17 protein-coding genes, 2 tRNA genes, 3 rRNA genes and 1 pseudogene are annotated in these 23,256 nt (G+C 41.1%); 7 read left to right on the plus strand and 16 right to left on the minus strand.

What is annotated here, in order from left to right:
• Window positions 1-62: 62 nt before the first annotated feature.
• From F935_RS14335 to F935_RS14350, 4 genes are all read right to left on the minus strand, one after another.
• Window positions 63-563 (minus strand): DUF2726 domain-containing protein, encoded by a 501-nt coding sequence (locus tag F935_RS14335; RefSeq protein ID WP_016139549.1) that lies wholly within the window; start codon window positions 561-563, stop codon window positions 63-65.
• Window positions 564-875: 312 nt separating this feature from the next.
• Window positions 876-3,257 carry a YgiQ family radical SAM protein gene (locus tag F935_RS14340; RefSeq protein ID WP_035366314.1) on the minus strand — a complete coding sequence of 794 codons (2,382 nt, stop codon included), beginning with the start codon at window positions 3,255-3,257 and terminating at the stop codon, window positions 876-878.
• Between the two features lie 212 nt (window positions 3,258-3,469).
• Window positions 3,470-4,729: an esterase-like activity of phytase family protein gene (locus F935_RS14345; protein ID WP_016139551.1), complete on the minus strand. Its 1,260-nt coding sequence runs from the start codon at window positions 4,727-4,729 to the stop codon at window positions 3,470-3,472.
• A 147-nt stretch (window positions 4,730-4,876) separates the two neighbouring features.
• Window positions 4,877-5,281, minus strand: a complete 405-nt coding sequence (locus tag F935_RS14350) for a helix-turn-helix domain-containing protein (protein ID WP_016139552.1) — start codon at window positions 5,279-5,281, stop codon at window positions 4,877-4,879.
• An 81-nt stretch (window positions 5,282-5,362) separates the two neighbouring features.
• On the opposite strand from F935_RS14350, the gene F935_RS14355 reads away from it, so the two are divergent.
• From F935_RS14355 to F935_RS14370, 4 genes are all read left to right on the plus strand, one after another.
• Window positions 5,363-5,848, plus strand: coding sequence for a DUF2938 domain-containing protein (locus F935_RS14355; RefSeq protein ID WP_016139553.1), 486 nt, complete (start codon window positions 5,363-5,365; stop codon window positions 5,846-5,848).
• A gap of 18 nt (window positions 5,849-5,866) precedes the next feature.
• On the plus strand, window positions 5,867-6,433 hold the full coding sequence (locus tag F935_RS14360; RefSeq protein ID WP_016139554.1) for a flavodoxin family protein: 567 nt from the start codon (window positions 5,867-5,869) through the stop codon (window positions 6,431-6,433).
• Between the two features lie 4 nt (window positions 6,434-6,437).
• Window positions 6,438-6,650: a DUF2798 domain-containing protein gene (locus F935_RS14365; protein WP_035366541.1), complete on the plus strand. Its 213-nt coding sequence runs from the start codon at window positions 6,438-6,440 to the stop codon at window positions 6,648-6,650.
• 291 nt (window positions 6,651-6,941) lie between these two features.
• On the plus strand, window positions 6,942-7,550 hold the full coding sequence (locus tag F935_RS14370; protein ID WP_080645622.1) for a lytic transglycosylase domain-containing protein: 609 nt from the start codon (window positions 6,942-6,944) through the stop codon (window positions 7,548-7,550).
• A gap of 52 nt (window positions 7,551-7,602) precedes the next feature.
• Here F935_RS14370 and cysK read toward each other — a convergent pair whose 3' ends face one another.
• From cysK to F935_RS14410, 8 genes and pseudogenes are all read right to left on the minus strand, one after another.
• A complete protein-coding gene (cysK, locus tag F935_RS14375) occupies window positions 7,603-8,601 on the minus strand; it encodes a cysteine synthase A (RefSeq protein ID WP_016139556.1) in 999 nt (332 codons plus the stop codon).
• Between the two features lie 280 nt (window positions 8,602-8,881).
• Window positions 8,882-9,424: a GNAT family N-acetyltransferase gene (locus tag F935_RS14380; RefSeq protein ID WP_016139557.1), complete on the minus strand. Its 543-nt coding sequence runs from the start codon at window positions 9,422-9,424 to the stop codon at window positions 8,882-8,884.
• A 140-nt stretch (window positions 9,425-9,564) separates the two neighbouring features.
• Window positions 9,565-9,679, minus strand: a 5S ribosomal RNA gene (gene rrf / locus F935_RS14385).
• A gap of 178 nt (window positions 9,680-9,857) precedes the next feature.
• Window positions 9,858-12,751: ribosomal RNA gene (locus F935_RS14390) — 23S ribosomal RNA — on the minus strand.
• A gap of 361 nt (window positions 12,752-13,112) precedes the next feature.
• Window positions 13,113-13,188 (minus strand) — tRNA-Ala (locus tag F935_RS14395).
• A gap of 56 nt (window positions 13,189-13,244) precedes the next feature.
• A tRNA-Ile gene (locus F935_RS14400) sits at window positions 13,245-13,321 on the minus strand.
• 59 nt (window positions 13,322-13,380) lie between these two features.
• A 16S ribosomal RNA gene (locus F935_RS14405) occupies window positions 13,381-14,918 on the minus strand.
• Together the 16S, 23S and 5S rRNA genes with 2 tRNA genes alongside form the textbook arrangement of a ribosomal RNA operon.
• Before the next feature lie 520 nt (window positions 14,919-15,438).
• A pseudogene (locus tag F935_RS14410) lies at window positions 15,439-16,009 on the minus strand (TetR/AcrR family transcriptional regulator).
• An 88-nt stretch (window positions 16,010-16,097) separates the two neighbouring features.
• Between F935_RS14410 and F935_RS14415 the strand changes: the two are divergent.
• Window positions 16,098-17,312, plus strand: coding sequence for an oxygenase MpaB family protein (locus F935_RS14415; RefSeq protein ID WP_016139559.1), 1,215 nt, complete (start codon window positions 16,098-16,100; stop codon window positions 17,310-17,312).
• A 66-nt stretch (window positions 17,313-17,378) separates the two neighbouring features.
• Here the strand turns inward: F935_RS14415 and F935_RS14420 are convergent, their stop codons facing one another.
• From F935_RS14420 to def, 4 genes are all read right to left on the minus strand, one after another.
• A complete protein-coding gene (locus F935_RS14420; protein WP_016139560.1) occupies window positions 17,379-17,585 on the minus strand; it encodes a hypothetical protein in 207 nt (68 codons plus the stop codon).
• Between the two features lie 49 nt (window positions 17,586-17,634).
• Window positions 17,635-19,749: a TonB-dependent copper receptor gene (locus F935_RS14425; RefSeq protein WP_016139561.1), complete on the minus strand. Its 2,115-nt coding sequence runs from the start codon at window positions 19,747-19,749 to the stop codon at window positions 17,635-17,637.
• Between the two features lie 72 nt (window positions 19,750-19,821).
• Window positions 19,822-20,247 carry a DUF2946 family protein gene (locus F935_RS14430; protein WP_016139562.1) on the minus strand — a complete coding sequence of 142 codons (426 nt, stop codon included), beginning with the start codon at window positions 20,245-20,247 and terminating at the stop codon, window positions 19,822-19,824.
• A 43-nt stretch (window positions 20,248-20,290) separates the two neighbouring features.
• The gene (gene def, locus F935_RS14435; RefSeq protein WP_004795267.1) at window positions 20,291-20,821 is read right to left on the minus strand and encodes a peptide deformylase; all 531 of its coding nucleotides are present in this window, start codon (window positions 20,819-20,821) and stop codon (window positions 20,291-20,293) included.
• Between the two features lie 122 nt (window positions 20,822-20,943).
• On the opposite strand from def, the gene F935_RS14440 reads away from it, so the two are divergent.
• Window positions 20,944-22,098 (plus strand): LysM peptidoglycan-binding domain-containing protein, encoded by a 1,155-nt coding sequence (locus F935_RS14440; protein ID WP_016139563.1) that lies wholly within the window; start codon window positions 20,944-20,946, stop codon window positions 22,096-22,098.
• Window positions 22,099-22,118: 20 nt separating this feature from the next.
• Entirely contained in the window at window positions 22,119-23,252 is a 1,134-nt protein-coding gene (gene dprA, locus F935_RS14445; protein ID WP_016139564.1) for a DNA-processing protein DprA, read from the plus strand.
• Window positions 23,253-23,256: the final 4 nt, after the last annotated feature.

Here is a 23,256-nt window from a genome sequence, read left to right on the forward strand (position 1 = left end):
TCATCATGTTATCTAGATCTTCTTTAAAGAGTTCTCCAATCAATGGCTATAGTCTCTAATTTTTAAGACTTCACAAAAGCATTCGACATTCTTTCGAGTTGCGGCGTTGCATGTAAAGTTGCCATTTCTGTTTCTGGAGACAACAAGTCTCTTCTCAGATCGTGATAATCAGGCACCTCACTGTAATGCAGTACACGATAGCCAGCGAGTTGTAATAGACGACGTTCATATTGTTGATGCGCACGGCGTAAACCATTTTCGCCAAGAACAACCACTACGACAACCTGATAATTTTGATCAAGTACAACAAAATCAGCCGCCATATTTTGATATTTTCGACGTGTATGCGCATATTTTGTAGTTAATAATGCATCAAATGATACATGTGCCAACACGGTAAATTTAGGCAGAACTGTTTGTAGTCTGGTTAATGTCATTTGCTCATGACTGGTTAAGACTGCACGGCGCTTCAAGGCACTATCATGTTGATGCCTTCGCGAAAGACTTTTCACTGCCATCACAACAGCCAGAAATAATAATAAAATCGTAATTAAGTAGTACATGGGTCCAATCCTTTAGGTTTTTTATAATGATTTTGCTAGATCACTTTGTTTTAATTGATAACGACACAGCCGTTTTTTAAAAGGTTCACTTAGTAATTTCACTTGTAGTTATCAAGCTTGGCTTAAATTTAGCCACCCTCACATTATTTATAATCATAGAGTCAACAACAATCAAGTGCAGCTCGTCCGATTTTTGCTATTTATCATTTTTCGTTACGTTTTTTGTACTTTAAATCTGAAAAAATCTCACTATGCGATTTAAACAGACACATTAAAAACAAAACAGGCTCTGTTTAAGAGCCTGTTTTATCACTATCCACGAACCTTGTTTTTCGGTTTACTTTTACCGCCAAATGGTCTTTTCTCACCTGTTTCACGAGGAGGCAAACCTGTATGTTGGGTTAGAACCTGTCCTTTTTGTGGACGTTTTTGCCCTGCTGCCGAGTGAGATTGCCCTTGACCACGTTTTGCGGAATCTCCCGCTACAGACGAGTTCTTCTTACGTGCTGACTTATATTCACCTTCCGCAGTACCTTGTGGCTGATAGGTCGGAATCAAATGCTGCTTTGAATTACCAATTAAATCGGCACGGCCCATTTCTTTTAAAGCCTCACGAAGTAATGGCCAGTTGTTTGGATCATGGTAACGTAAGAATGCTTTATGCAAACGACGACGCTTGTCACCTTTTACAATATCAACTTTTTCAGTATAGCGAGCTACTTTAGCAAGCGGGTTTTTGCCCGAATAATACATAGTTGTTGCGGTTGCCATTGGCGATGGATAGAACGTCTGCACCTGATCGGCACGGAAACCATTCTTTTTCAACCAAATTGCAAGGTGCATCATGTCATAATCTGAAGTACCCGGATGTGCTGCAATAAAGTAAGGAATTAGGTATTGCTCTTTTCCTGCTTCTTTACTAAAGCGGTCAAACATTTGCTTAAAGCGATCATACGTACCAATACCCGGCTTCATCATCTTAGATAAAGGGCCATTTTCAGTATGTTCTGGCGCAATTTTTAAATAACCACCAACGTGATGTTGTACCAACTCTTTCACATATTCAGGGTTCAGTACGGCAAGGTCATAACGCAAACCTGAACCAATCAGAATCTTCTTCACACCTTTAATCGCACGTGCTTTACGATAAAGCTGTACTAAAGGTGCATGATCGGTATGCAGGTTCTGACAAACGCCCGGATATACACAAGAAGGTTTACGGCAATTCTTTTCAATTTCAGGGTCTTTACAATGCAAACGGTACATGTTTGCTGTTGGACCACCTAAGTCTGAAATAATGCCGGTAAAGTTTGGTGCCGTATCACGGATTTTTTCAATCTCACGTAAGATCGAATCTTCCGAACGGTTTTGAATAATACGACCTTCATGTTCTGTAATCGAACAGAAAGTACAACCGCCAAAACAGCCACGCATAATGTTGACCGAGAACTTGATCATATCAAATGCAGGGAAACGAGCATCGCCATAAGTAGGATGTGGCAAACGTGCATATGGAAGATCAAACACATAATCCATTTCCTCAGTGGTTAGAGGAATTGGAGGTGGATTGATCCAGACATCTCGTTCACCATGGCGTTGAACCAAAGCACGTGCATTACCCGGATTAGTTTCAAGGTGCAAAATACGGTTTGCATGCGCGTAAAGCACGTGATCATTTGACACTTCTTCAAAAGAAGGTAAACGAATGACCGCCAACTCGCGTGGAGGCAACTTGTGTTTAATTGCTTTTGACGGTGCCGGCTTTAATTGAACGATTTGAGTGTCATCATCTAATTTGTCGCCTTCACGCACAATCGGGTTCGCAACAAACTCTTTCTGGAAATCTTGATATTGAGCTAATGAGTTACCTTTTTCTTTTTCAACCTCACAGCCATCAATATCTTCAGTCATGACATATGGGTTAATAATTGGGTCAACACGCCCAATCGTATCTACATCATTACTCGCAACTTCAACAAACTTTGCTTTTGATGCTTTGTTATGTTTATTAATAATAAATGCTGTACCACGAACATCTGTAATTTCGTGGATTTTTTCACCTTTAGCCAAACGATGCATCACATCAATAATGGCACGCTCACCATTACCATACATCAGCAAATCGGCTTTTGAATCCATCAAAATCGAACGACGGACTTTATCTGACCAATAATCGTAGTGGGCAATACGACGTAAACTACCTTCAATACCACCTAATAACACTGGTACATCTGGGAATGCTTCACGACAACGTTGGCAATATACAGTCGCAGCACGGTCAGGACGTTTATTCGGCTCATTGTTTGGAGAATAAGCATCATCAGAACGGATTTTACGATCTGCCGTATAACGGTTAATCATCGAATCCATATTACCTGCGGTCACACCCCAAGCAATCGTTGGCTTACCTAAAACGCGAAAGCTTTCAACATTGGTCCAGTCTGGCTGCGCAATAATTCCGACACGGAAACCTTGTGCTTCAAGCACACGCCCAATCACGCCAGATACAAACGATGGATGATCAATATAAGCATCGCCACAGACTAAAATAAAGTCACACGCATCCCAACCAAGTAGATCCATTTCTTCTCGTGACATCGGCAAAAATGGTGCGGGTTCAAAACACGACGCCCAATATTTGTCGTAATCAAACAGCGCTTTGGGCGCAGTCTGCATGGTGTAGGCAGTAGACATGGCTTGCGAATCTCGGCTAGCAGAGGGAGGAGAGACATCTAAAGATGAAAGCCGATCATTTTAACATGAATTTCATTCATTTTCCCTGTTTATAAAACATGCGAAAACAACAATATAGAAATTAATTTGATTAAACTTTACTCAATATTTTATTCTTCGAATAAATGCGACGGAATAAAATTCGTCGCATTTTTAATTTTTACTTATAGGCCTTAGAACAAAGCTTTTGGCAAACGAATTTGAATAATCTCATTATCATCAGCTAATTTTGCATTACGACCTGTAGATCCAGGGAAATTATTATCATTGAAAACGGTAAGCGTTGTGCCATTTTCAATAATCACATCTTCAATGGTTTCAAATGGGAAAGCAAAAACCTGTTCTGTCCCAATATCTCCTGCTCTTGCTGTGCGATACAACAAATTCGGGTTAGCAATTTTAATTAAATCGACTAAATCTTCACGGCTTACTAGTTGGCCTGACTCATTTAATTTAATACGAATTAATTTTTTATATCCGCCTAAATTATTCTGGGTCGCATCACGCTCAATAATAATGCCTTCTTTATCATTAAAGAGTTGGAAATCACCAATATTGGTTGCCTTGCTATCTAATTGGAACCAATAATATTTTCCTGTATACGCTTTTTTCTTCAGGTCAAATTGAGAAATCAGCAACTGTCTTTCTGTTTCTCGAATTGATTTAATAGGCTTTTCTATAAGAGGGTAAAGATACTGCCCATCTGGCGAAATCGCCATTCCTTCAAAACCACCACTTTGCTGAACTAGAGGCTCTACAAAATTAATTTTCGCTTTATTAAACTGATTTTGTGGTGAACGTAACTCTTGAGTCGGGTTTAATGGATTTGGCAGAGCAATTGGTGCATCTAGTAACACGCCATCTGCTGAAAAATGAAGTAAATAAGGCCCAAATTCATCGCCAATCCAGTAAGTCCCATCATTAGTACGTTGCATAGATTCTGGATCGAAATCAGCACCCGTTAATAATCGATCTGCTGTATCACCATTCACGATATTAAATGGAATTAATTTGTTCGGATCACGCAGCTGGATAAAGCTTTGTACAGTCACTTGACCCGTGCCTTTAGCTTTAGTTTTGAAATCAGGCTTTAGTTTATAAATACGAAGTAAAAAATCTGCTGAATTATCTTGAGTCCCAAAACCGTTATCGGCCATTGCCATATAACTGCCATCTTCATTTTTTAATGCAGCAGAAAAGCCTTGTACAGGTTGACCCTTAAATGGAGGATAAATTCCATTTGCACCTTTCACATATGCGCCAGAGTCTGGACCAGCAGCATAGGTTTCTACAGGTAACTTGGCAAAAGAAATTAAGGTCGGTTCGGTAACTTTTTCAGTAGGTGAGGTTTGTTCTTGATCGTTATCATCATTACATGCCGTCAATCCTAAACTGGCACAGCATAATAATGCCACTAATGTTTTTTTGCTCATGGTTTTATACAATCGGTAAAAAATTAAGCAAATTTAATCAAGCTTATATGAAGTTTTTACTTCAAAATGATGAAATCTTTATGGCGAAAATATGACAAACCCAACTGTTCAATACAAACACAAACTAAATAACTTCATCAAAACGAATTAAAGTTTCGTTGGCTGATATTCTCCAGCAATTGCTGCTTTTAAAAAGTTCTGGAAGGTTGGGCATTCCATATGGTTTTCAGCAGGACATACAGCAGCGTGTTCTAATCCTTGACTAATAAAATGTAATCGCTTTGCCATTTGCTCTAATTGTTCAGCTTTATCTTTTAATTTTTGCCGATCAAGCTCTGGTTTACCATCTTGTCCAAACATTGTGGCGATTTCATTTAAAGAAAAACCTGCGGCACGACCTAAAGCAATGAGTGCCAATTGATCAATTACGTGCTTACCATACTGTCGACGCAAACCTTGCCGCCCTATCGATTTAATTAATCCTTTCTCTTCATAAAAACGTAGCGTTGCAGTTGTAACTTTTGCCTTTTTAGCGACTTCACCAATATCCATAACAACCTCTTGACTTCAAGTGAACTTGAACTTGCACAATAAATTTATCACGTTTCAGACGTATAAAAGCAAGGTTTCAAAATGAATCTCTCCACATTGTTCTTTCAAGCTTTATGCCTTGGTGTTGGTGCAACAATTATTATGGATATCTGGCTGTTAGTATTAAAGATATTCAAAATTCCGACCTTAAATTTTTCCTTTCTCGGACGCTGGGTCGGCTGGATATTTCAAGGGAAACTCATCCATCAATCTATTGCCAAAATCCCTCAAATTAAGGGTGAATATTTATTAGGTTGGGTTGCTCACTATAGTGTCGGCATTATCTTCGCATTCAGTTTTATTTTCATTGTTGGGTCAACTTGGCTCGCCCATCCTCGGTTTTACTCAGCACTACTGTTTGGTGTAGTCACCGTTCTCATTCCTTTTTTTATTATGCAACCTGCGATGGGTAGTGGCTTTGCTTCATCAAAAACACCTCATCCTTTTTTGAACTGTCTAAAAAGTTTGCTAAACCATAGTGTTTTTGGTTGTGGCTTATATCTCACTGCAAAACTATTTCAAATTTAAATAAAGAGGAAACTGCCCATGAAAACCGTTGCCATTATTTACTATAGTCGCCAAGGTCACACCCAATTTATTGCTCAGCACATTCAAACTGGCATCTTGAACCAAGGAAATATTGAAGTAGATTTACTCAATGCCGAAGATCTTGTCGAAAACCCAGAAACCCTAATTCAATATGACGGCTTAATTTGGGGATCTCCTACGTATTTAGGTGGTGTATCTTCCAAATTAAAACAACTCATGGATGCAACAGGCCCATTATGGAAAAAACAGAAATTTAAAGGAAAGCTAGCGGCTGGCTTTACCGTATCTTCCCTTCCCGCAGGTGATAAACAATCGACACTAATTTCACTTTTTACCTTTTGCATGCAACACGGCATGTTATGGGTTGGAAACCCGATTATGCCTGAGCAACACCAAGGTATTCCTTATACTCAAGCAGCCAACCGTCTCGGTTCATGGTCCGGCTTAATGGCTCAGGCTGAACATGGCAGTAATGCCGATAAGTTTGATGAAGGAGATATTAAAACTGCTCAACAATTTGGAGAAAATTTTGCATTGGCCTTAAATGCTTATCAAAGAATGTAAATCCATGAAAGCACAGAAACTTTTATTCCTCTTAATTTTATCTGGAATGATGTCTTTTATAATTTCAGGTATTTCAACTTTTAAAGTAGTGGGACTAAATCATCATTTCCTTTCATTGTGGGTATCCGCTTGGATTATTGCATGGATATTAGCTTTTCCAAGTGTATTGATTTGTGCCCCTATAGCCCAGAAACTAGTCGACATCGTATTTAAGTAAGTTGATCTGTAAGTTAAAACGTACAAAACTTGCAGCGATTTGCGGATATTCAACTTTAGTATTTTTTCATAATATATGAAACATAGAGAGACAGGATGTCTCATTGAAGAAGAATAAGAACGCAGGAAGCGGTAGTTGACAGGAGTTAGCTACATAAGCTGAATACGAAAAAACCTCGACAGGATGTCGGGGTTTTTTCATTTTAATTATACAAAATTCTCACTATTTGCTTATGCTGAGCAACAGAACTTATATTGATCCGATGAGTATGGCTGAATACCATGATTTCATTTGAAATTTGATTATCGGTTTTCTATTTTGCTTACCTCATCTTTATCTAACAATTATTTTAAACCGACTCAAATAAACATTTTGAGTCTCAAATTTTTCGTAATTGCTTTAATGACAATAATGACGGGATGTACCAGCTTAGGCCCGAATAGTGGTTCATTTTCATGGCGTTCAAATAAGCTCTCATCAGGTCTACAAAAAGCCTATTCTGTTCCACAAAGCACAGCGAATCGGTTATCTCCACTTATTATTCAAAGTGCTGACCAATATAATGTGCCGCCTCTTTTACTAGCCGCTGTCATAAGACAAGAATCGAGTTACAATACTAATGCTCTCTCACCTACGGGTGCAGTAGGTTTAACTCAAATTATTCCCAGCTATTGGCAACAAACTTGTGCTGGTAATCTGTATGATGAATCTACAAATATTCAATGTGGTGCTTATATCTTAAATCATTATTATCAATCAGCGGATAGTTGGTTTAAGGCTACGGCTTATTATAATGTTGGCCCAACTGGATATGAGCGAAGCTTCTGGACACGGCACAAAGCTAAAAAATATGCTCGGTCTGTTAAACGTCATCAAAAAGCTTTAAAAAGTGCTTTATAAATAAGCTTAAATAAAAGCCCATCAATAGATGGGCTTTTTTATGCGGTTAATTTTATTCGTCAAATAAACCGTCAAACAGAACAGAAGATAAATAACGCTCGCCACTGTCTGGAAGAATAACAACAATCGTTTTACCAGCATTTTCAGGGCGTTCTGCAATTTTAGCCGCCGCAGCCAAAGCTGCTCCACTTGAAATACCCACTAAAATACCTTCTTGGGTTGCACAGTTTCTTGCCCACTGAATTGCTTCTTCGCTAGTCACTGGTAAGACTTCATCAACAAGATCTAAGTCAAGATTCTTTGGAATAAAGTTCGCACCAATTCCCTGAATTTTATGTGGTGCAGGTGTAATGTTCTCTCCATTTCTAGTTTGAGTAATAATTGGAGACTCAGCAGGTTCAACGGCTACAGAATACAAAGGTTTATTTTGAACTTGTTCGAAATAACGAGAAATACCAGTAATTGTGCCGCCAGTACCTACACCCGCAACCAAAATATCCACTTGTCCACCAGTTGCTTGCCAAATTTCAGGACCAGTTGTATCTACATGGATTTGTGGATTGGCTGGATTTTCAAATTGCTGAGGTAAGAAATAAACTTCTGGCTGTTCAGCCGCTAATCGTATAGCTTCATCAACTGCACCTTTCATCCCTTTCGCAGGTTCAGTTAAAACCAAATTGGCACCGAGTGCTTTTAATACTTTTCTACGTTCAAGACTCATACTTGCAGGCATAGTTAAAGTAATTGGATAACCCTTGGCAGCTGCAACAAAAGCTAATGCAATCCCCGTGTTACCACTAGTTGGTTCAATAATATGCATGCCTTCTTTTAACACACCGCGCTTTTCTGCATCTGCAATTAGTGCCGCTCCAATACGACATTTCACAGAGAATGCAGGGTTACGGCTTTCCACTTTTGCTAATACGGTTGCACCAGTTTTAATCAAACGATTAATGCGAACTAAAGGAGTATTACCAATAGCTTCTGCATTATTTGGATAAACTGCTATTCCTAAATTATTGGGTGTTGGAAATTGCTGATCAGTAGACATGTTATATCCTTATTAGATTTGGAATTATTCTGAATCATTATAAGCTTCTAGAGTGAACAGAAAAGTAGAAAAGCTAAGTAATTCCTGAATTCTCAAATGAACAATGTACCTTGTCATAGATTTCTTTTGAAGAAACAAAAAATTAAAAATTATTTTAAAAATCAAATTATTAGATTAAATAAGTTTATTTTCCTATCTATATCTTACATTATTAAGACTACTCTAATCTTCTTATTGAACATTAAAGCTAATGTTTGTTCAATATTTTATGTAATTAGAATTACCAAAGTTCACCCTCTCTCCAATCGGCACAAATAGTATCATCTTCTAACTTATGAGTTAGTCGCTCCTTCAGCTTAGTGCTCAACGGAAATAACATAATTTCATAATCATCGGTCAGATGAGTAGAAGTTTCATGCTTGATGTATAAATCTCCCCACCACGAAATCCAATCTAATTTTTTATAGAATGTCTCATCTTCAGGCTGTAATGCCGCGAGTTCATAACCTAAATCAGTTAAAACATCTGTTAAATATCTTAATAATTTAGATGCGAGACCTTTCCCACGCATATTGAAATCAGTAGTCACATACTCTATATAAGCAGTTTTTACAGTAATACCATCTTTTAAAGTGAACATTCGATCTGCCCATAAAGCATGTGACACAATATTATCATCCAATATGCCTACTAGATGAACAGCATTTTGCATGAAGGCATATTGACTCCAAGGATCTTCATTAAAAGCAGCAAAACACAGCTCAGCAATCTGTTGTCGCTGTTGTTTATTTAGGTCTTGGGCCGCAATGATTTTAAACTGCATATGCAGGAACTCTATTTTAATTGTTTAAATCATAAGCAAAGAACGAAATAATATGAAGTTTTTTAGTTAAAACCTCTTCACCATTTTATTTTTGCATAAAAAAACACCCCCAACTTAGGTTGGGGGTGTTTAGAATAATGAGCTGGCGATGACTTACTCTCACATGGGAAACCCCACACTACCATCAGCGCTAAGAGGTTTCACTTCTGAGTTCGGGAAGGGATCAGGTGGTTCACTCTTGCTATGGTCGCCAGCACAACTGGTATGGATACTAGCATTGGTCTTAATATGCCGATGCGTTTTCCAAATCTTTACAGATGGGCTGATTGAGTCTTGATATTTTGTTCATTTTAGCTAAGCGTATAACTAAATCAAGTTGATTTGTACATTAATGAATCGATTGATGCTATATATACAACTGCTTGGGTGTTGTATAGTCAAGCCTCACGAGCAATTAGTATTGGTCAGCTTCACATATCACTATGCTTCCACATCCAACCTATCAACGTCCTAGTCTCGAACGGCTCTTTAGAGGACATAAAGTCCTAGGGAAATCTTATCTTGAGGTAGGCTTCCCGCTTAGATGCTTTCAGCGGTTATCCCTTCCGAACATAGCTACCCGGCGATGCGACTGGCGTCACAACCGGTACACCAGAGGTTCGTCCACTCTGGTCCTCTCGTACTAGGAGCAGATCCTCTCAAATTTCCAGCGCCCACGGTAGATAGGGACCGAACTGTCTCACGACGTTCTAAACCCAGCTCGCGTACCTCTTTAAATGGCGAACAGCCATACCCTTGGGACCTGCTTCAGCCCCAGGATGAGATGAGCCGACATCGAGGTGCCAAACACCGCCGTCGATATGAACTCTTGGGCGGTATCAGCCTGTTATCCCCAGAGTACCTTTTATCCGTTGAGCGATGGCCCTTCCATACAGAACCACCGGATCACTAAGACCTACTTTCGTACCTGCTCGACTTGTGGGTCTCGCAGTTAAGCGCGCTTTTGCCTTTATACTCTACGCGTGATTTCCGACCACGCTGAGCGCACCTTCGTACTCCTCCGTTACTCTTTAGGAGGAGACCGCCCCAGTCAAACTACCCACCAGACATGGTCCTCGCCCCGGATTACGGGGCAGAGTTAGAACCTCAACATTACCAGGGTGGTATTTCAAGGACGGCTCCATTGGAACTAGCGTTCCAACTTCAAAGCCTCCCACCTATCCTACACAAGTAAGGTCAAAGTTCAATGTCAAGCTGCAGTAAAGGTTCACGGGGTCTTTCCGTCTAGCCGCGGGTACACTGCATCTTCACAGCGATTTCGATTTCACTGAGCCTCTGCTGGAGACAGCGCCGCCATCATTATGCCATTCGTGCAGGTCGGAACTTACCCGACAAGGAATTTCGCTACCTTAGGACCGTTATAGTTACGGCCGCCGTTTACTGGGGCTTCGATCAAGAGCTTCGCTTACGCTAACCCCATCAATTAACCTTCCAGCACCGGGCAGGCATCACACCCTATACGTCCACTTTCGTGTTTGCAGAGTGCTATGTTTTTAATAAACAGTTGCAGCGGCCTGGTTTCTGTGGCTGTCATCAGCTCAGGAAGCAAGTTCCATCACCAACAACAGCGTACCTTCTCCCGAAGTTACGGTACCATTTTGCCTAGTTCCTTCAGCAGAGTTCTCTCAAGCGCCTTGGTCTACTCGACCTGACCACCTGTGTCGGTTTAGGGTACGATTCCTGTGTAACTGAAGCTTAGAGACTTTTCCTGGAAGCATGGTATCAGCCACTTCGCTGTACAAGTACAGCTTGCTATCAGATCTCAGCATAGAGCACCCCGGATTTGCCTAAGATGCATGCCTACTTCCTTTCACCTGGACAACCAACGCCAGGCTGACTTAACCTTCTCCGTCCTCTCATCGCATTACACAGAAGTATTGGAATATTAACCAATTTCCCATCGACTACGCCTTTCGGCCTCGCCTTAGGGGTCGACTCACCCAGCCCCGATTAACGTTGGACTGGAACCCTTGGTCTTTCGGCGAACGGGTTTTTCACCCGTTTTGTCGTTACTCACGTCAGCATTCGCACTTCTGATACCTCCAGCATACTTCTCAATACACCTTCATCGGCTTACAGAACGCTCCCCTACCACTTGACTTAAAAGTCAAATCCGCAGCTTCGGCACATAGTTTTAGCCCCGTTACATCTTCCGCGCAGGCCGACTCGACTAGTGAGCTATTACGCTTTCTTTAAAGGGTGGCTGCTTCTAAGCCAACCTCCTAGCTGTCTATGCCTTCCCACATCGTTTCCCACTTAACTATGATTTTGGGGCCTTAGCTGGCGGTCTGGATTGTTTTCCTCTTGACTACGGACGTTAGCACCCGCAGTCTGTCTCCCGGATAGTACTCATAGGTATTCGGAGTTTGCATCGGTTTGGTAAGTCGGGATGACCCCCTAGCCGAAACAGTGCTCTACCCCCTATGGTATTCGTCCGAGGCGCTACCTAAATAGCTTTCGGGGAGAACCAGCTATCACCAGGCTTGATTAGCCTTTCACCCCTATCCACAAGTCATCCCCTGGCTTTTCAACGACAGTGGGTTCGGTCCTCCAGTTAGTGTTACCCAACCTTCAACCTGCTCATGGATAGATCGCCTGGTTTCGGGTCTATACCCAGCAACTAAACGCCCTATTAAGACTCGATTTCTCTACGGCTCCCCTATACGGTTAACCTCGCTACTGAATATAAGTCGCTGACCCATTATACAAAAGGTACGCAGTCACCGAACAAGTCGGCTCCCACTGCTTGTATGCATGCGGTTTCAGGATCTATTTCACTCCCCTCACAGGGGTTCTTTTCGCCTTTCCCTCACGGTACTGGTTCACTATCGGTCAGTCAGGAGTATTTAGCCTTGGAGGATGGTCCCCCCATATTCAGACAAGGTTTCACGTGCCTCGCCCTACTCGTCATCATTATGTGTGCCCTTTCGTGTACGGGAATATCACCCTCTACGTTCGCACTTCCCAGAGCGTTCCACTAAAACACACATAACTTAATGGGCTGATCCCCGTTCGCTCGCCGCTACTAAGGGAATCTCAATTGATTTCTTTTCCTAAGGGTACTGAGATGTTTCACTTCCCCTCGTTCGCCTTGCAACACTATGTATTCATGTTGCAATACCTACCTTAAAGTAGGTGGGTTCCCCCATTCAGAAATCTCCGGATCACAGGATATTTGCCGCCTCCCCGGAGCTTATCGCAGGCTATTACGTCTTTCATCGCCTCTGACTGCCAAGGCATCCACCACATGCACTTAATTACTTGACTATACAACCCCAAACAGTCGTTATTACCTACAAGGAGTAATAAGACATGATCAATGATTTCTCATCAATCTCTTACAGTTTGAAGTACTGTGTATTTAAACACTGTACAGCTTCAATCTAATTCATATACCAAAACGCTTGATTCAGTTAATTTGCTAGTTCTCAATTCATTTAGATCAATTGCTTAATCTAAACTCTTGAGTGAACAATTTATTTCAGACTCAATTTTGCCAATCTGTTAATGAATAAACATGCCTTCGTCAGGTCATGCTTAATACCGTGATACTTAAATCACAGAAGTTAATAAACTAAGATCTAATCCCTATTTACTAATTTCTGTAATCTGAACTTCTCTTAAGTTCTGGTGGAGACTAGGAGAGTCGAACTCCTGACCTCCTGCGTGCAAAGCAGGCGCTCTACCAACTAAGCTAAGTCCCCAGCTTACATCATCAGTTCTGTATCTTCTTTTCTATAACTTCAACCAGTCAAAGTCATGGTGGGTCTGACAAGACTTGAACTTGTGACCCCACGCTTATCAAGCGTGTGCTCTAACCAACTGAGCTACAGACCCTCAGATACATCTATGAAGAACAACTTGTTGTGGATTCTTACTAATCGTCAATCTTTCGTTAAGGAGGTGATCCAGCCGCAGGTTCCCCTACGGCTACCTTGTTACGACTTCACCCCAGTCATCGGCCACACCGTGGTAAGCGTCCTCCTTGCGGTTAGACTACCTACTTCTGGTGCAACAAACTCCCATGGTGTGACGGGCGGTGTGTACAAGGCCCGGGAACGTATTCACCGCGGCATTCTGATCCGCGATTACTAGCGATTCCGACTTCATGGAGTCGAGTTGCAGACTCCAATCCGGACTACGATCGGCTTTTTGAGATTAGCATCCTATCGCTAGGTAGCAACCCTTTGTACCGACCATTGTAGCACGTGTGTAGCCCTGGCCGTAAGGGCCATGATGACTTGACGTCGTCCCCGCCTTCCTCCAGTTTGTCACTGGCAGTATCCTTAAAGTTCCCGACATTACTCGCTGGCAAATAAGGAAAAGGGTTGCGCTCGTTGCGGGACTTAACCCAACATCTCACGACACGAGCTGACGACAGCCATGCAGCACCTGTATGTAAGTTCCCGAAGGCACCAATCCATCTCTGGAAAGTTCTTACTATGTCAAGGCCAGGTAAGGTTCTTCGCGTTGCATCGAATTAAACCACATGCTCCACCGCTTGTGCGGGCCCCCGTCAATTCATTTGAGTTTTAGTCTTGCGACCGTACTCCCCAGGCGGTCTACTTATCGCGTTAGCTGCGCCACTAAAGCCTCAAAGGCCCCAACGGCTAGTAGACATCGTTTACGGCATGGACTACCAGGGTATCTAATCCTGTTTGCTCCCCATGCTTTCGCACCTCAGCGTCAGTGTTAGGCCAGATGGCTGCCTTCGCCATCGGTATTCCTCCAGATCTCTACGCATTTCACCGCTACACCTGGAATTCTACCATCCTCTCCCACACTCTAGCTAACCAGTATCGAATGCAATTCCCAAGTTAAGCTCGGGGATTTCACATTTGACTTAATTAGCCGCCTACGCGCGCTTTACGCCCAGTAAATCCGATTAACGCTTGCACCCTCTGTATTACCGCGGCTGCTGGCACAGAGTTAGCCGGTGCTTATTCTGCGAGTAACGTCCACTATCTGAAGGTATTAACTTCAGTAGCCTCCTCCTCGCTTAAAGTGCTTTACAACCATAAGGCCTTCTTCACACACGCGGCATGGCTGGATCAGGCTTGCGCCCATTGTCCAATATTCCCCACTGCTGCCTCCCGTAGGAGTCTGGGCCGTGTCTCAGTCCCAGTGTGGCGGATCATCCTCTCAGACCCGCTACAGATCGTCGCCTTGGTAGGCCTTTACCCCACCAACTAGCTAATCCGACTTAGGCTCATCTATTAGCGCAAGGTCCGAAGATCCCCTGCTTTCTCCCGTAGGACGTATGCGGTATTAGCATTCCTTTCGAAATGTTGTCCCCCACTAATAGGCAGATTCCTAAGCATTACTCACCCGTCCGCCGCTAAGTGATAGTGCAAGCACCATCACTCCGCTCGACTTGCATGTGTTAAGCCTGCCGCCAGCGTTCAATCTGAGCCATGATCAAACTCTTCAGTTAAAAATCATTTTGCACCTTATTAAAGACAAGGTGCCAATTCTGGCTCATCAATTTTCTGACTTAAATTTCGCTCAAATAAACTTCGAGTAATTTAAACCAATCAATCAATGATAATATTTCGATCAATCAATCAGTAAAAATCCACACAAGTTGTTCTTCATAATCTCTTAATGATCTTCTTCCTGGTTCGTCACCAGCAAGCTAGGTCGGCTATGTTACTCTTAATCTCTTAAAAGTCAACAGGTAATTTCGATATTTTTAAAACTTATTCTCAAAACCAACTTCTCATCAAATTCACTACTCAAAGTAATCAACTCAATTCCAAGTAACTGTTTTTTAACAAGTTCCTATCTGCATCACCGCCGATGGATGTGCATTATAGAGCATTATTATCCCTTGGCAAGCGAAAATTAGAAACTTATGACTTGAGCGTTCACTTTTAAATCAACAACCAATTTAAGTTATTGTTTTATATTAATAATTATTTTAATTATTTATTTTTGACCTAAATAAGCCAGTATCATGCTCGACAATTCGCGCTTAAGTTGTTGTTCTGATATAAGAAAATTGTTCTGACTCACATATCGCATCATCGTAAAAAGCGTACTATTAATAATTACAAAGGATTTATGCTTCACCTGTTCGAAGTCCCACTGATGAGGATTTCTACTAAATGTATATAGCCCGACTTCAAAAAAATGCTTTTCTAAAATCTGAGCAGCTTGCGAATGGCTATAGTTATGCCAATGTTTCAGTACTTCTATAAAAAATCCATGATCGGCTTTTAATGCATTAAACCCTAGCTCTATTGCCAAGGGGATGAGCAGGTCTAAAGGAATATTTCCTTGCTGCATAACCAGCTCTTTAAGTTGATGTCCTAATAGTTCGCTTTTACGGCGTAATAGTTCTTCTATGATTTGATCTTTATTCTCAAAGTATTGGTAAATCGAACCTACACTTACTCCAGATTTCTCTGCAATTTTAGGAGTCGTAGTATGTAGTAACCCATATTGGGCAATACAGTGTTGTGTCGCCTCTAAAATATGGTCAACAATAATTTTTGAACGCTGTTGCTGTGGGGATTTTCTCATCAGTTTTTTATTCTTTAAATGCGAATTGAATGCGAATAATTATTCATATTAGCCTATTTATTATTCAGTTCAATAAGTAAGTAATGATATGCAAACGATTATTCCAACTCGACTTGCTTCTTTTAATGACATGCAAGACAGTAATTTTTTTACGCAGTTTTTAAATGTCTGTTGCGAAAAACCAGCTCAACCAAACTATACGGAATATGTGTCTTTACAACGTGCTCTTTGTGAAGGGGACGTTGAAATGGATAAGGTGATTGATTGGGTTATGCAAAATCCCAAAGATCATCGCATGATTTTTGAGAAGATATTATTTCAAGGCCGCGATAACCTATCTGAGCCAATACCTACTGAGTTAGAAAATTTCTTTAATTATATTGAACAAAAGCCTAAATGGTTAGACCAGCGCCAAATTGATGAGGCTGTTAAATTTACTCACCGTTTAGGAGTAAATAACGGTTTTATCCTTAGAGATTTATCTTTAATGGCAGGATACTTATATCCGGGATTTAATCAGCCTCTAATTTTAACGGGTGCATTGAAGAAACAAGCGGGTACTCGTTTAGCAGAGACTACAAAATGGTGGGTTGATATTACTGAACCTCAGGGACTTTCTCGTTTAAGCTCAGGTTTCACGTCAACGATTTACGTTCGGTTTATTCATGCTCTTGTTCGCCAACAATTGAAAAAGTCTGATCGCTGGGATAGCGAAGTTTGGGGAATTCCACTTAATCAATTTGATTTAGCAATGACTAATTTGGCTTTTAGCAGTGTAGTTTTACTCGGGATTAGAGCTTTAGGTGTATGGCCAACGAAACAAGAAGCTAAGAGTTTTTTACATTTTTGGCGTTATGTTGGCTGGTTGATGGGTATTGATGAAAAATGGCTTATTCAGTCTGAATCTGAAGGTTGGCGATTATTGTACTGGATGCAGTTTGCTCACCCTCGCTCCGATCACAGTAGTATTGAATTAGGATCAAGCTTATCTAAAGAGCCTTTTGAGAGAAAATATCTACATTTACGCTCTTTGCAGCAGAAGCTTGCTTACCGACAACATTTAGAACTTACCCAATTTTTTATTGGTAAGAAAAGAATGAAACTACTCGGATTGCCTCAGCAATCTGCCTCATGGTTTGCTTATTATCTAATTGTGCGTAATTCATTACTTTATAGTGGTGCAAAGCTTTCACCAAAAGTTGAAATTTTTTTATCCAAATCAGGCCGCAATATACAAAAGCTTGGCTTAAGGCTTTATCAGAATCAAGGTAAGGCAAAAACCTTAGCAAGTATGCATCAATAATTTTTAAAACCTAAAATAAAAAAGGAAGCCCGTTAAGCAGACTTCCTTTTTCAAATATTAAGGCGCTTATTGAGATGATGAACTATGCATTTCAGCGTGATTCATTTGCTCAGGTATCTCCATCATTTGCTTATTTTTTTGACTTGGCATGTAGTCAGGCTCATTGTTGATCGCCAAGTAAAAAATAATCATAAATAATAGACTCAAGATACAGGCCACAATAAGTGACTTCCATCCCCACCACGATTGTTCAGGCGATAATTTATTTGTCATTTCATTTCTCTCATTCAATTAATATTTTCAATTCATTCGCTACGGCTTATTAAAACTTCATGCTCATACGAACCCAGTAATTTCTTCCGATATTGTTGAATTGCTCTTCACTCGCAAATCCAAAACCTGCACTACCCGCTTTATTTAAGTGTTCGGTATAGGTTTTATCTAATACGTTATCGACACCAACAGAGACATCAATATCTTTACGAAGGTTGTAGCTTCCGTTTAGAGAAAGAGTTGAAAAACCTTTACTTGGTTTTAGGTCATACCCCACGATGTTACCTTGATGTAGACTCACGCGGTTTTGCTCAGCAACAGCTCGCCACAATAGACCTAAATTATATTTGTCAGCTACATAGCGAATATTTAAGCGGCCTTCTAAAGGTGAAATTTGAGGTAGTGGTTTGTCATCTGTGGTGTTTTTACCCCATGCATACATCGCACTCAAATCTGCCTGAATATGATCGGTAAATTGATATCCAATACCCGCTTCTGCACCAGCAATGGTTGCATCGACATTTTTGGCACCTGCAGTAATATCATGGCTCATATCATGCCCATCCATTCCCATACTTGGGTGATGGTGATAATTCATTAAAATGTAGTCATCTACTAAGCCTGCATAAGCAGAAACCCATGTATTTAAATCACCATATTGCTGCTGAAAGCCTAGATCTAACTGTAATGTTTTCTCAGGATTCACACCGTTAAACGTATTGGTTGAGCCAGCATTACCGTGTTTAGGCGAGAAAAGCTCCCAATAATCAGGCATACGCTCTACATAACCTAAACCGATATAGCTTTTTAGATCATGCTCAGGATGTTGATTTTCCCAGCGTACAAATGCACTTGGTAAAGTCTTTTCAAGTTTAGTATTAAAGCCTTTTGCCTGAGAGTCGGCACGTTCATCTTCAACTGTGACTCGATCTAAACGAACACCTGTAACCAATTTGTTAAGATCGTTCCATTGATAACCAAGTTCACCAAAAGCACCGTATGATTGAAAACGCATATCTTGACGATATGGAACATTCATAGAAGGCATTGTTGGCGATGACATGCTACCGCCATGTTTATTGAATTGAGAATCTATACCTGTAATTAAACTCCACTTATTCCATTCAGATGTCATGGCCAAACGTGAGTTTAATGTACGGCGCGTTACTTGCATTGCCATCGCATTTGGCATCAACATGGTCATACCACCATGATTCATTTCAACTAATGGCGGAGTACGTAAGCTAAAGTTATCCATAATATGATCGTTATAACTATAGTTCACCTGCCCTTCAATTTTCTTAATGACATCAGTGATATTTTTCTTTTCGAACCGCAGACCTAAGCTTTCACGCGCAAACTGAGATCCGTCCATTGAACGTCCAGCATAAAGCGATTCACCATCAGATTTCCCCCCCGTGAGCTCAATCCAAGTGTCTTCATCTGGAGTAAAGCCAAGTGCTACATCAGCATTCCACTTTTTCCATGCTGAAGGCACGGTATTGCCGTCACCATCTTGATAACTATTAGACTCTGAACGGTTGGCATTTAAACGAATATATTTCTTTTCATCGCCAATTGCCGCCTCAACATTATGGTCAATACGTCCATATGAACCTAGCAAGACACTCGCTTGCCCACGATAAGGTTTTTCAGAGGTAAGTTTCTCAGGCTGACGTTCAAAAAGGACTGTGGCAGCAGAACCTGTATTGGCATATTGAACAGTTTGCGGACCTTTAATGACAGAAATACGATCATAACTTTCTGGTGAAATATAAGAGGTCGGAGCATCCATACGGTTTGGGCAGGCACCTAAGTTCTCTGTACCATCCGTTAGAATTTTGATGCGTGAACCAAACATGCCTCGGAATGTCACATCACCATTTGTTCCACCGCTTTGTATTGAGTTAAACCCCATAATACTTTGTAGATAGTCTGCCCCATCTGTAGCAGGTACTGGCTGAATGGGCTGCTTTGGATCTGCATGTACGATCAAGCCATTTGCATCATTGCCTTGCTGTGCTGTAACAACAATGGGTGCCAATGAGTGAAGTGAATTTGTATCGGTATTATTTTTTTCTGAATCAGCAAAAACTAGACCCGAATGAGAGACAGCAAACATCGCAACCCATAAAGGTTGTAGTAAGAATTTAGAATGTGGCATTTTTATACGCTCTAAAACATAAATAAAGTGATATTGAAGTCAGTTAAGACCCCAACAAAAAACTGCTTTTATTTATGCAAATAGAGGCGGTGCGCGCCCTTGCGGGAGTAGGAAAAGTCGCTGTAGCGCAAAGTAAACATGTCGAAATGCTTGTTGATAGGCAACTAAGCGGACTTGTATGCGGACTAAAACTTCTTTTACGCCGAATTCAGGCGGTAAAACCAGATTGGCATAGACGGTACAATATTGACACTGGTGATTTGCATCATGGTGATCATGATGCCCAGAGGCTTGTGCCTGTTCAATATGATGATCATGATGCATGTGTATGGTATGTGACATGGTTTCCATCTGTGCTTTGGGTTTAAGCAAAGCACGAGTAATAGTTTCACAGACCGGAGCAATTTGATATTGCTTCGGTAATAGCGGCTGTAGAAATACCGCAACCTGTAAAAATACTGCTGCACATGCAAGCAACAGACCACTACGAAAAATCAAAAATCACATCCACACTATATTAATGTTTCAAGAATAGAAATTTTTAACGTTTTACTGCAACTTTTTCACGCTCACGTTGACGAACAACTTTTTCGACTTTTTCTCGAGCACGCTGACGTTTAAGTGGCGACAAATAATCCACAAATAATTTGCCATTTAAGTGATCCATTTCATGTTGGATACAAACAGCGAGAAGTCCATCAGCTTCTATCTCAAATGCTTGCCCTTCAAGGTTAATTGCCTCAATTTTCACACGTGACGGGCGCTCAACTTTGTCGTATATTTGTGGCACCGATAGGCAGCCTTCTTCGTACTGCTGCTTATCTTCTGTCAGTGGAGTGATTTTGGGGTTAATAAAAACCAAAGGTTCATCTTTAGCTTCAGATAAATCTATAACGATTAACTGAATATGACGATCTACTTGTGAAGCTGCTAAACCAATACCTGGTGCGGCATACATGGTTTCAAGCATATCTGCTGCAAGTTGACGAATTTCATCAGTAACTTCTTCAACAGGCTTAGCAATGGTACGAAGACGGGGATCAGGAAAACTTAAAATAGGTAATAAGGCCATACTGACGTCCTCACTTATGCCATTGATTGAAAAACCAAATGAAGGAAATACTTCATCGAAAAATTGTGTGTTAGCCGCCTATTATAACGCATCTGCACGCATAATTTTTAGGAATTATCATAATGAAAAAGGTTTTTAACGGCATGGTTGAATTTCATGCTTTGGGGATAAAAAAGCATTTACTTGCTTTCGCACTTTTTACAGGGGTTGCAATAGGTACAGTAGCAGAAGTTCATGCTGCTAGTCCGAACCATAATCCACCCTCTCTTAAAAGTAATGCGCCACATGTCTACGTTGTAAAACGAGGAGATACGCTCTGGGATATTTCCGGTCATTTCCTGAGTAAACCTTGGCGCTGGCCAGAAATCTGGGCAAATAATCAGCATGTCAAAAATCCACACTGGATTTATCCTGGTGACCGATTATTGTTATGCAGTTTAGCTGGTCGACCCTTGATCGGTAAGGATGAGGGAGATGGTTGTGTTGGCATTATTCGTCGCTACACAGGTCAAATGACAAACTTACAACCTCAAGTTCGTGTGGAGTCACTTAACGACAATGTGCCTGTTATTCCACTTGAACATATCAAACAGTGGTTAGAACACAGCACAATTTTGCCAGCCGATGCAATTGAACATACCCCTTATATAGTGGGAACTGCTGATCAACGTGTGCTTGCGGCAAAAGGCCAAACTATTTATGCGCGTGGACAAGGTTTAGTGAATGGCCAACGTTATGCAGTCTACCGTGAAGGTGAACCTTACTATTTCACAGACAGTAAAGGTAAAAAGCACAGCCTAGGTATTGAACTACAACAAGTTGCCTCAGGGATTGCGATCTCTTCTGAAAAAGACATAACAACGCTTGAGTTAACGGATAGCTACGATTCCGAAGTACGTCGTGGCGATCGGGTTATGCCAGAAGAAGAAGCAACACTGCCTACTTTATTTTATCCAGTAGATGCCCAACAAGTTACAGATGCCGGCAAGATCATTCGTGTAATGGGTTCAATTGGTAGCGCCGCCAAAAATAGTGTGGTGACCTTAAACCGAGGTACGGCTCAAGGGATTCAGGTAGGACAAGTTTTTGATATTACCCAAAAAGGTGAAACCATTCGAGATCCTAAAACCAAAGAACCAATACAGTTACCTGGACAACAAATTGGTAGTCTGATGGTTTTTAGAACCTTTGATCAGCTTAGCTATGCCTATGTATTAGAAAGTGACTTACCTATTAAAGTAGGTTCAAGTATTCAGCCACCTCGTTTTGATGATTAACGCTGGATATACTCTTTACAATGCTTATTCAACTTTCTTCCCACCATTACCACACGCTTAAAGTGTGGTATTTGGTGCAGCACTCTTTAGTTAGTTTCAAAAAAATTGTCGATTATTTTGGTAGCTGTGAAAAGGCAGTCCAACCTGCGGGATTGTCCCAATGGCGCAATCTCGGATTACATGCTAATCATTTAAAACGTGTAGATGAATTTCAAACTGCTCAGGGTCAAGCTCAGTTTGAAAAACTGGTTGAGCAAATCCAGCAACATACTGACTTTATTTTAACCTCAGATGATTCTGGCTATCCTACGCAATTACTACCGTATACAGACCATCCGCCCATCATTTTTGGCAAAGGCCAAGCTCAAGCCTTATTGCAACCACAAGTGGCTATTGTAGGTAGCCGAAAACCCAGCCCACATGGTCGTCAAGTTGCTTATGATTTTGCCTATTATTTAAGTGAAAAAGGATTTTATGTAAGTAGTGGCTTGGCATATGGCATTGACGAGGCTGCTCACCAAGGAGCTTCAGCACATCAACGTACGATTGCAGTAACGGGAACAGGTTTAGATAGCACCTACCCCGCTCAAAATAAAAAACTTGCAGAACAGATTTTGGCTCAAAACGGCGCCATCATTACTGAGTTTTTACCCGGTACGCTCCCCTTACAACAGCACTTTCCTCGTAGAAACAGAATTGTCAGTGGTCTGAGTTTAGGCGTATTAGTGGTAGAAGCAACTTTAAAAAGTGGCTCATTGATTACTGCCAACAAAGCTGCCGAGCAAGGTAAAACCGTATTTGCCATTCCTGGCCATATTTACAGTGAGTTTCATCAAGGCTGTCATCAGCTCATTCGTGAGGGAGCTATTTTAGTTGATCATCCGGAACAAATTATTGAAGACCTTGCTTTACCTACTCAATGGCAAAGCCAGCAACAAAACTCAACTGAGGAGGTAGTCGTTGCTTGCGCCCCAGAAATTCCTGAGCATTTAATTAACCTTTATCAGTCCTTAGACTGGGTCGGACAAAATATTGATCAGCTTGTCATACACCACTCTCAACCTGTGGCAGAACTCACCTCTTCACTCATGGAACTAGAACTACTTGGTTTATGTATGCAACAATCAGGGCTGTATTTACGTTGTCGCTCTTAGTACT

It is taken from the genome of Acinetobacter calcoaceticus ANC 3811 (assembly GCF_000399665.1).
In the GTDB taxonomy this organism is placed as follows: domain Bacteria; phylum Pseudomonadota; class Gammaproteobacteria; order Pseudomonadales; family Moraxellaceae; genus Acinetobacter; species Acinetobacter calcoaceticus_B.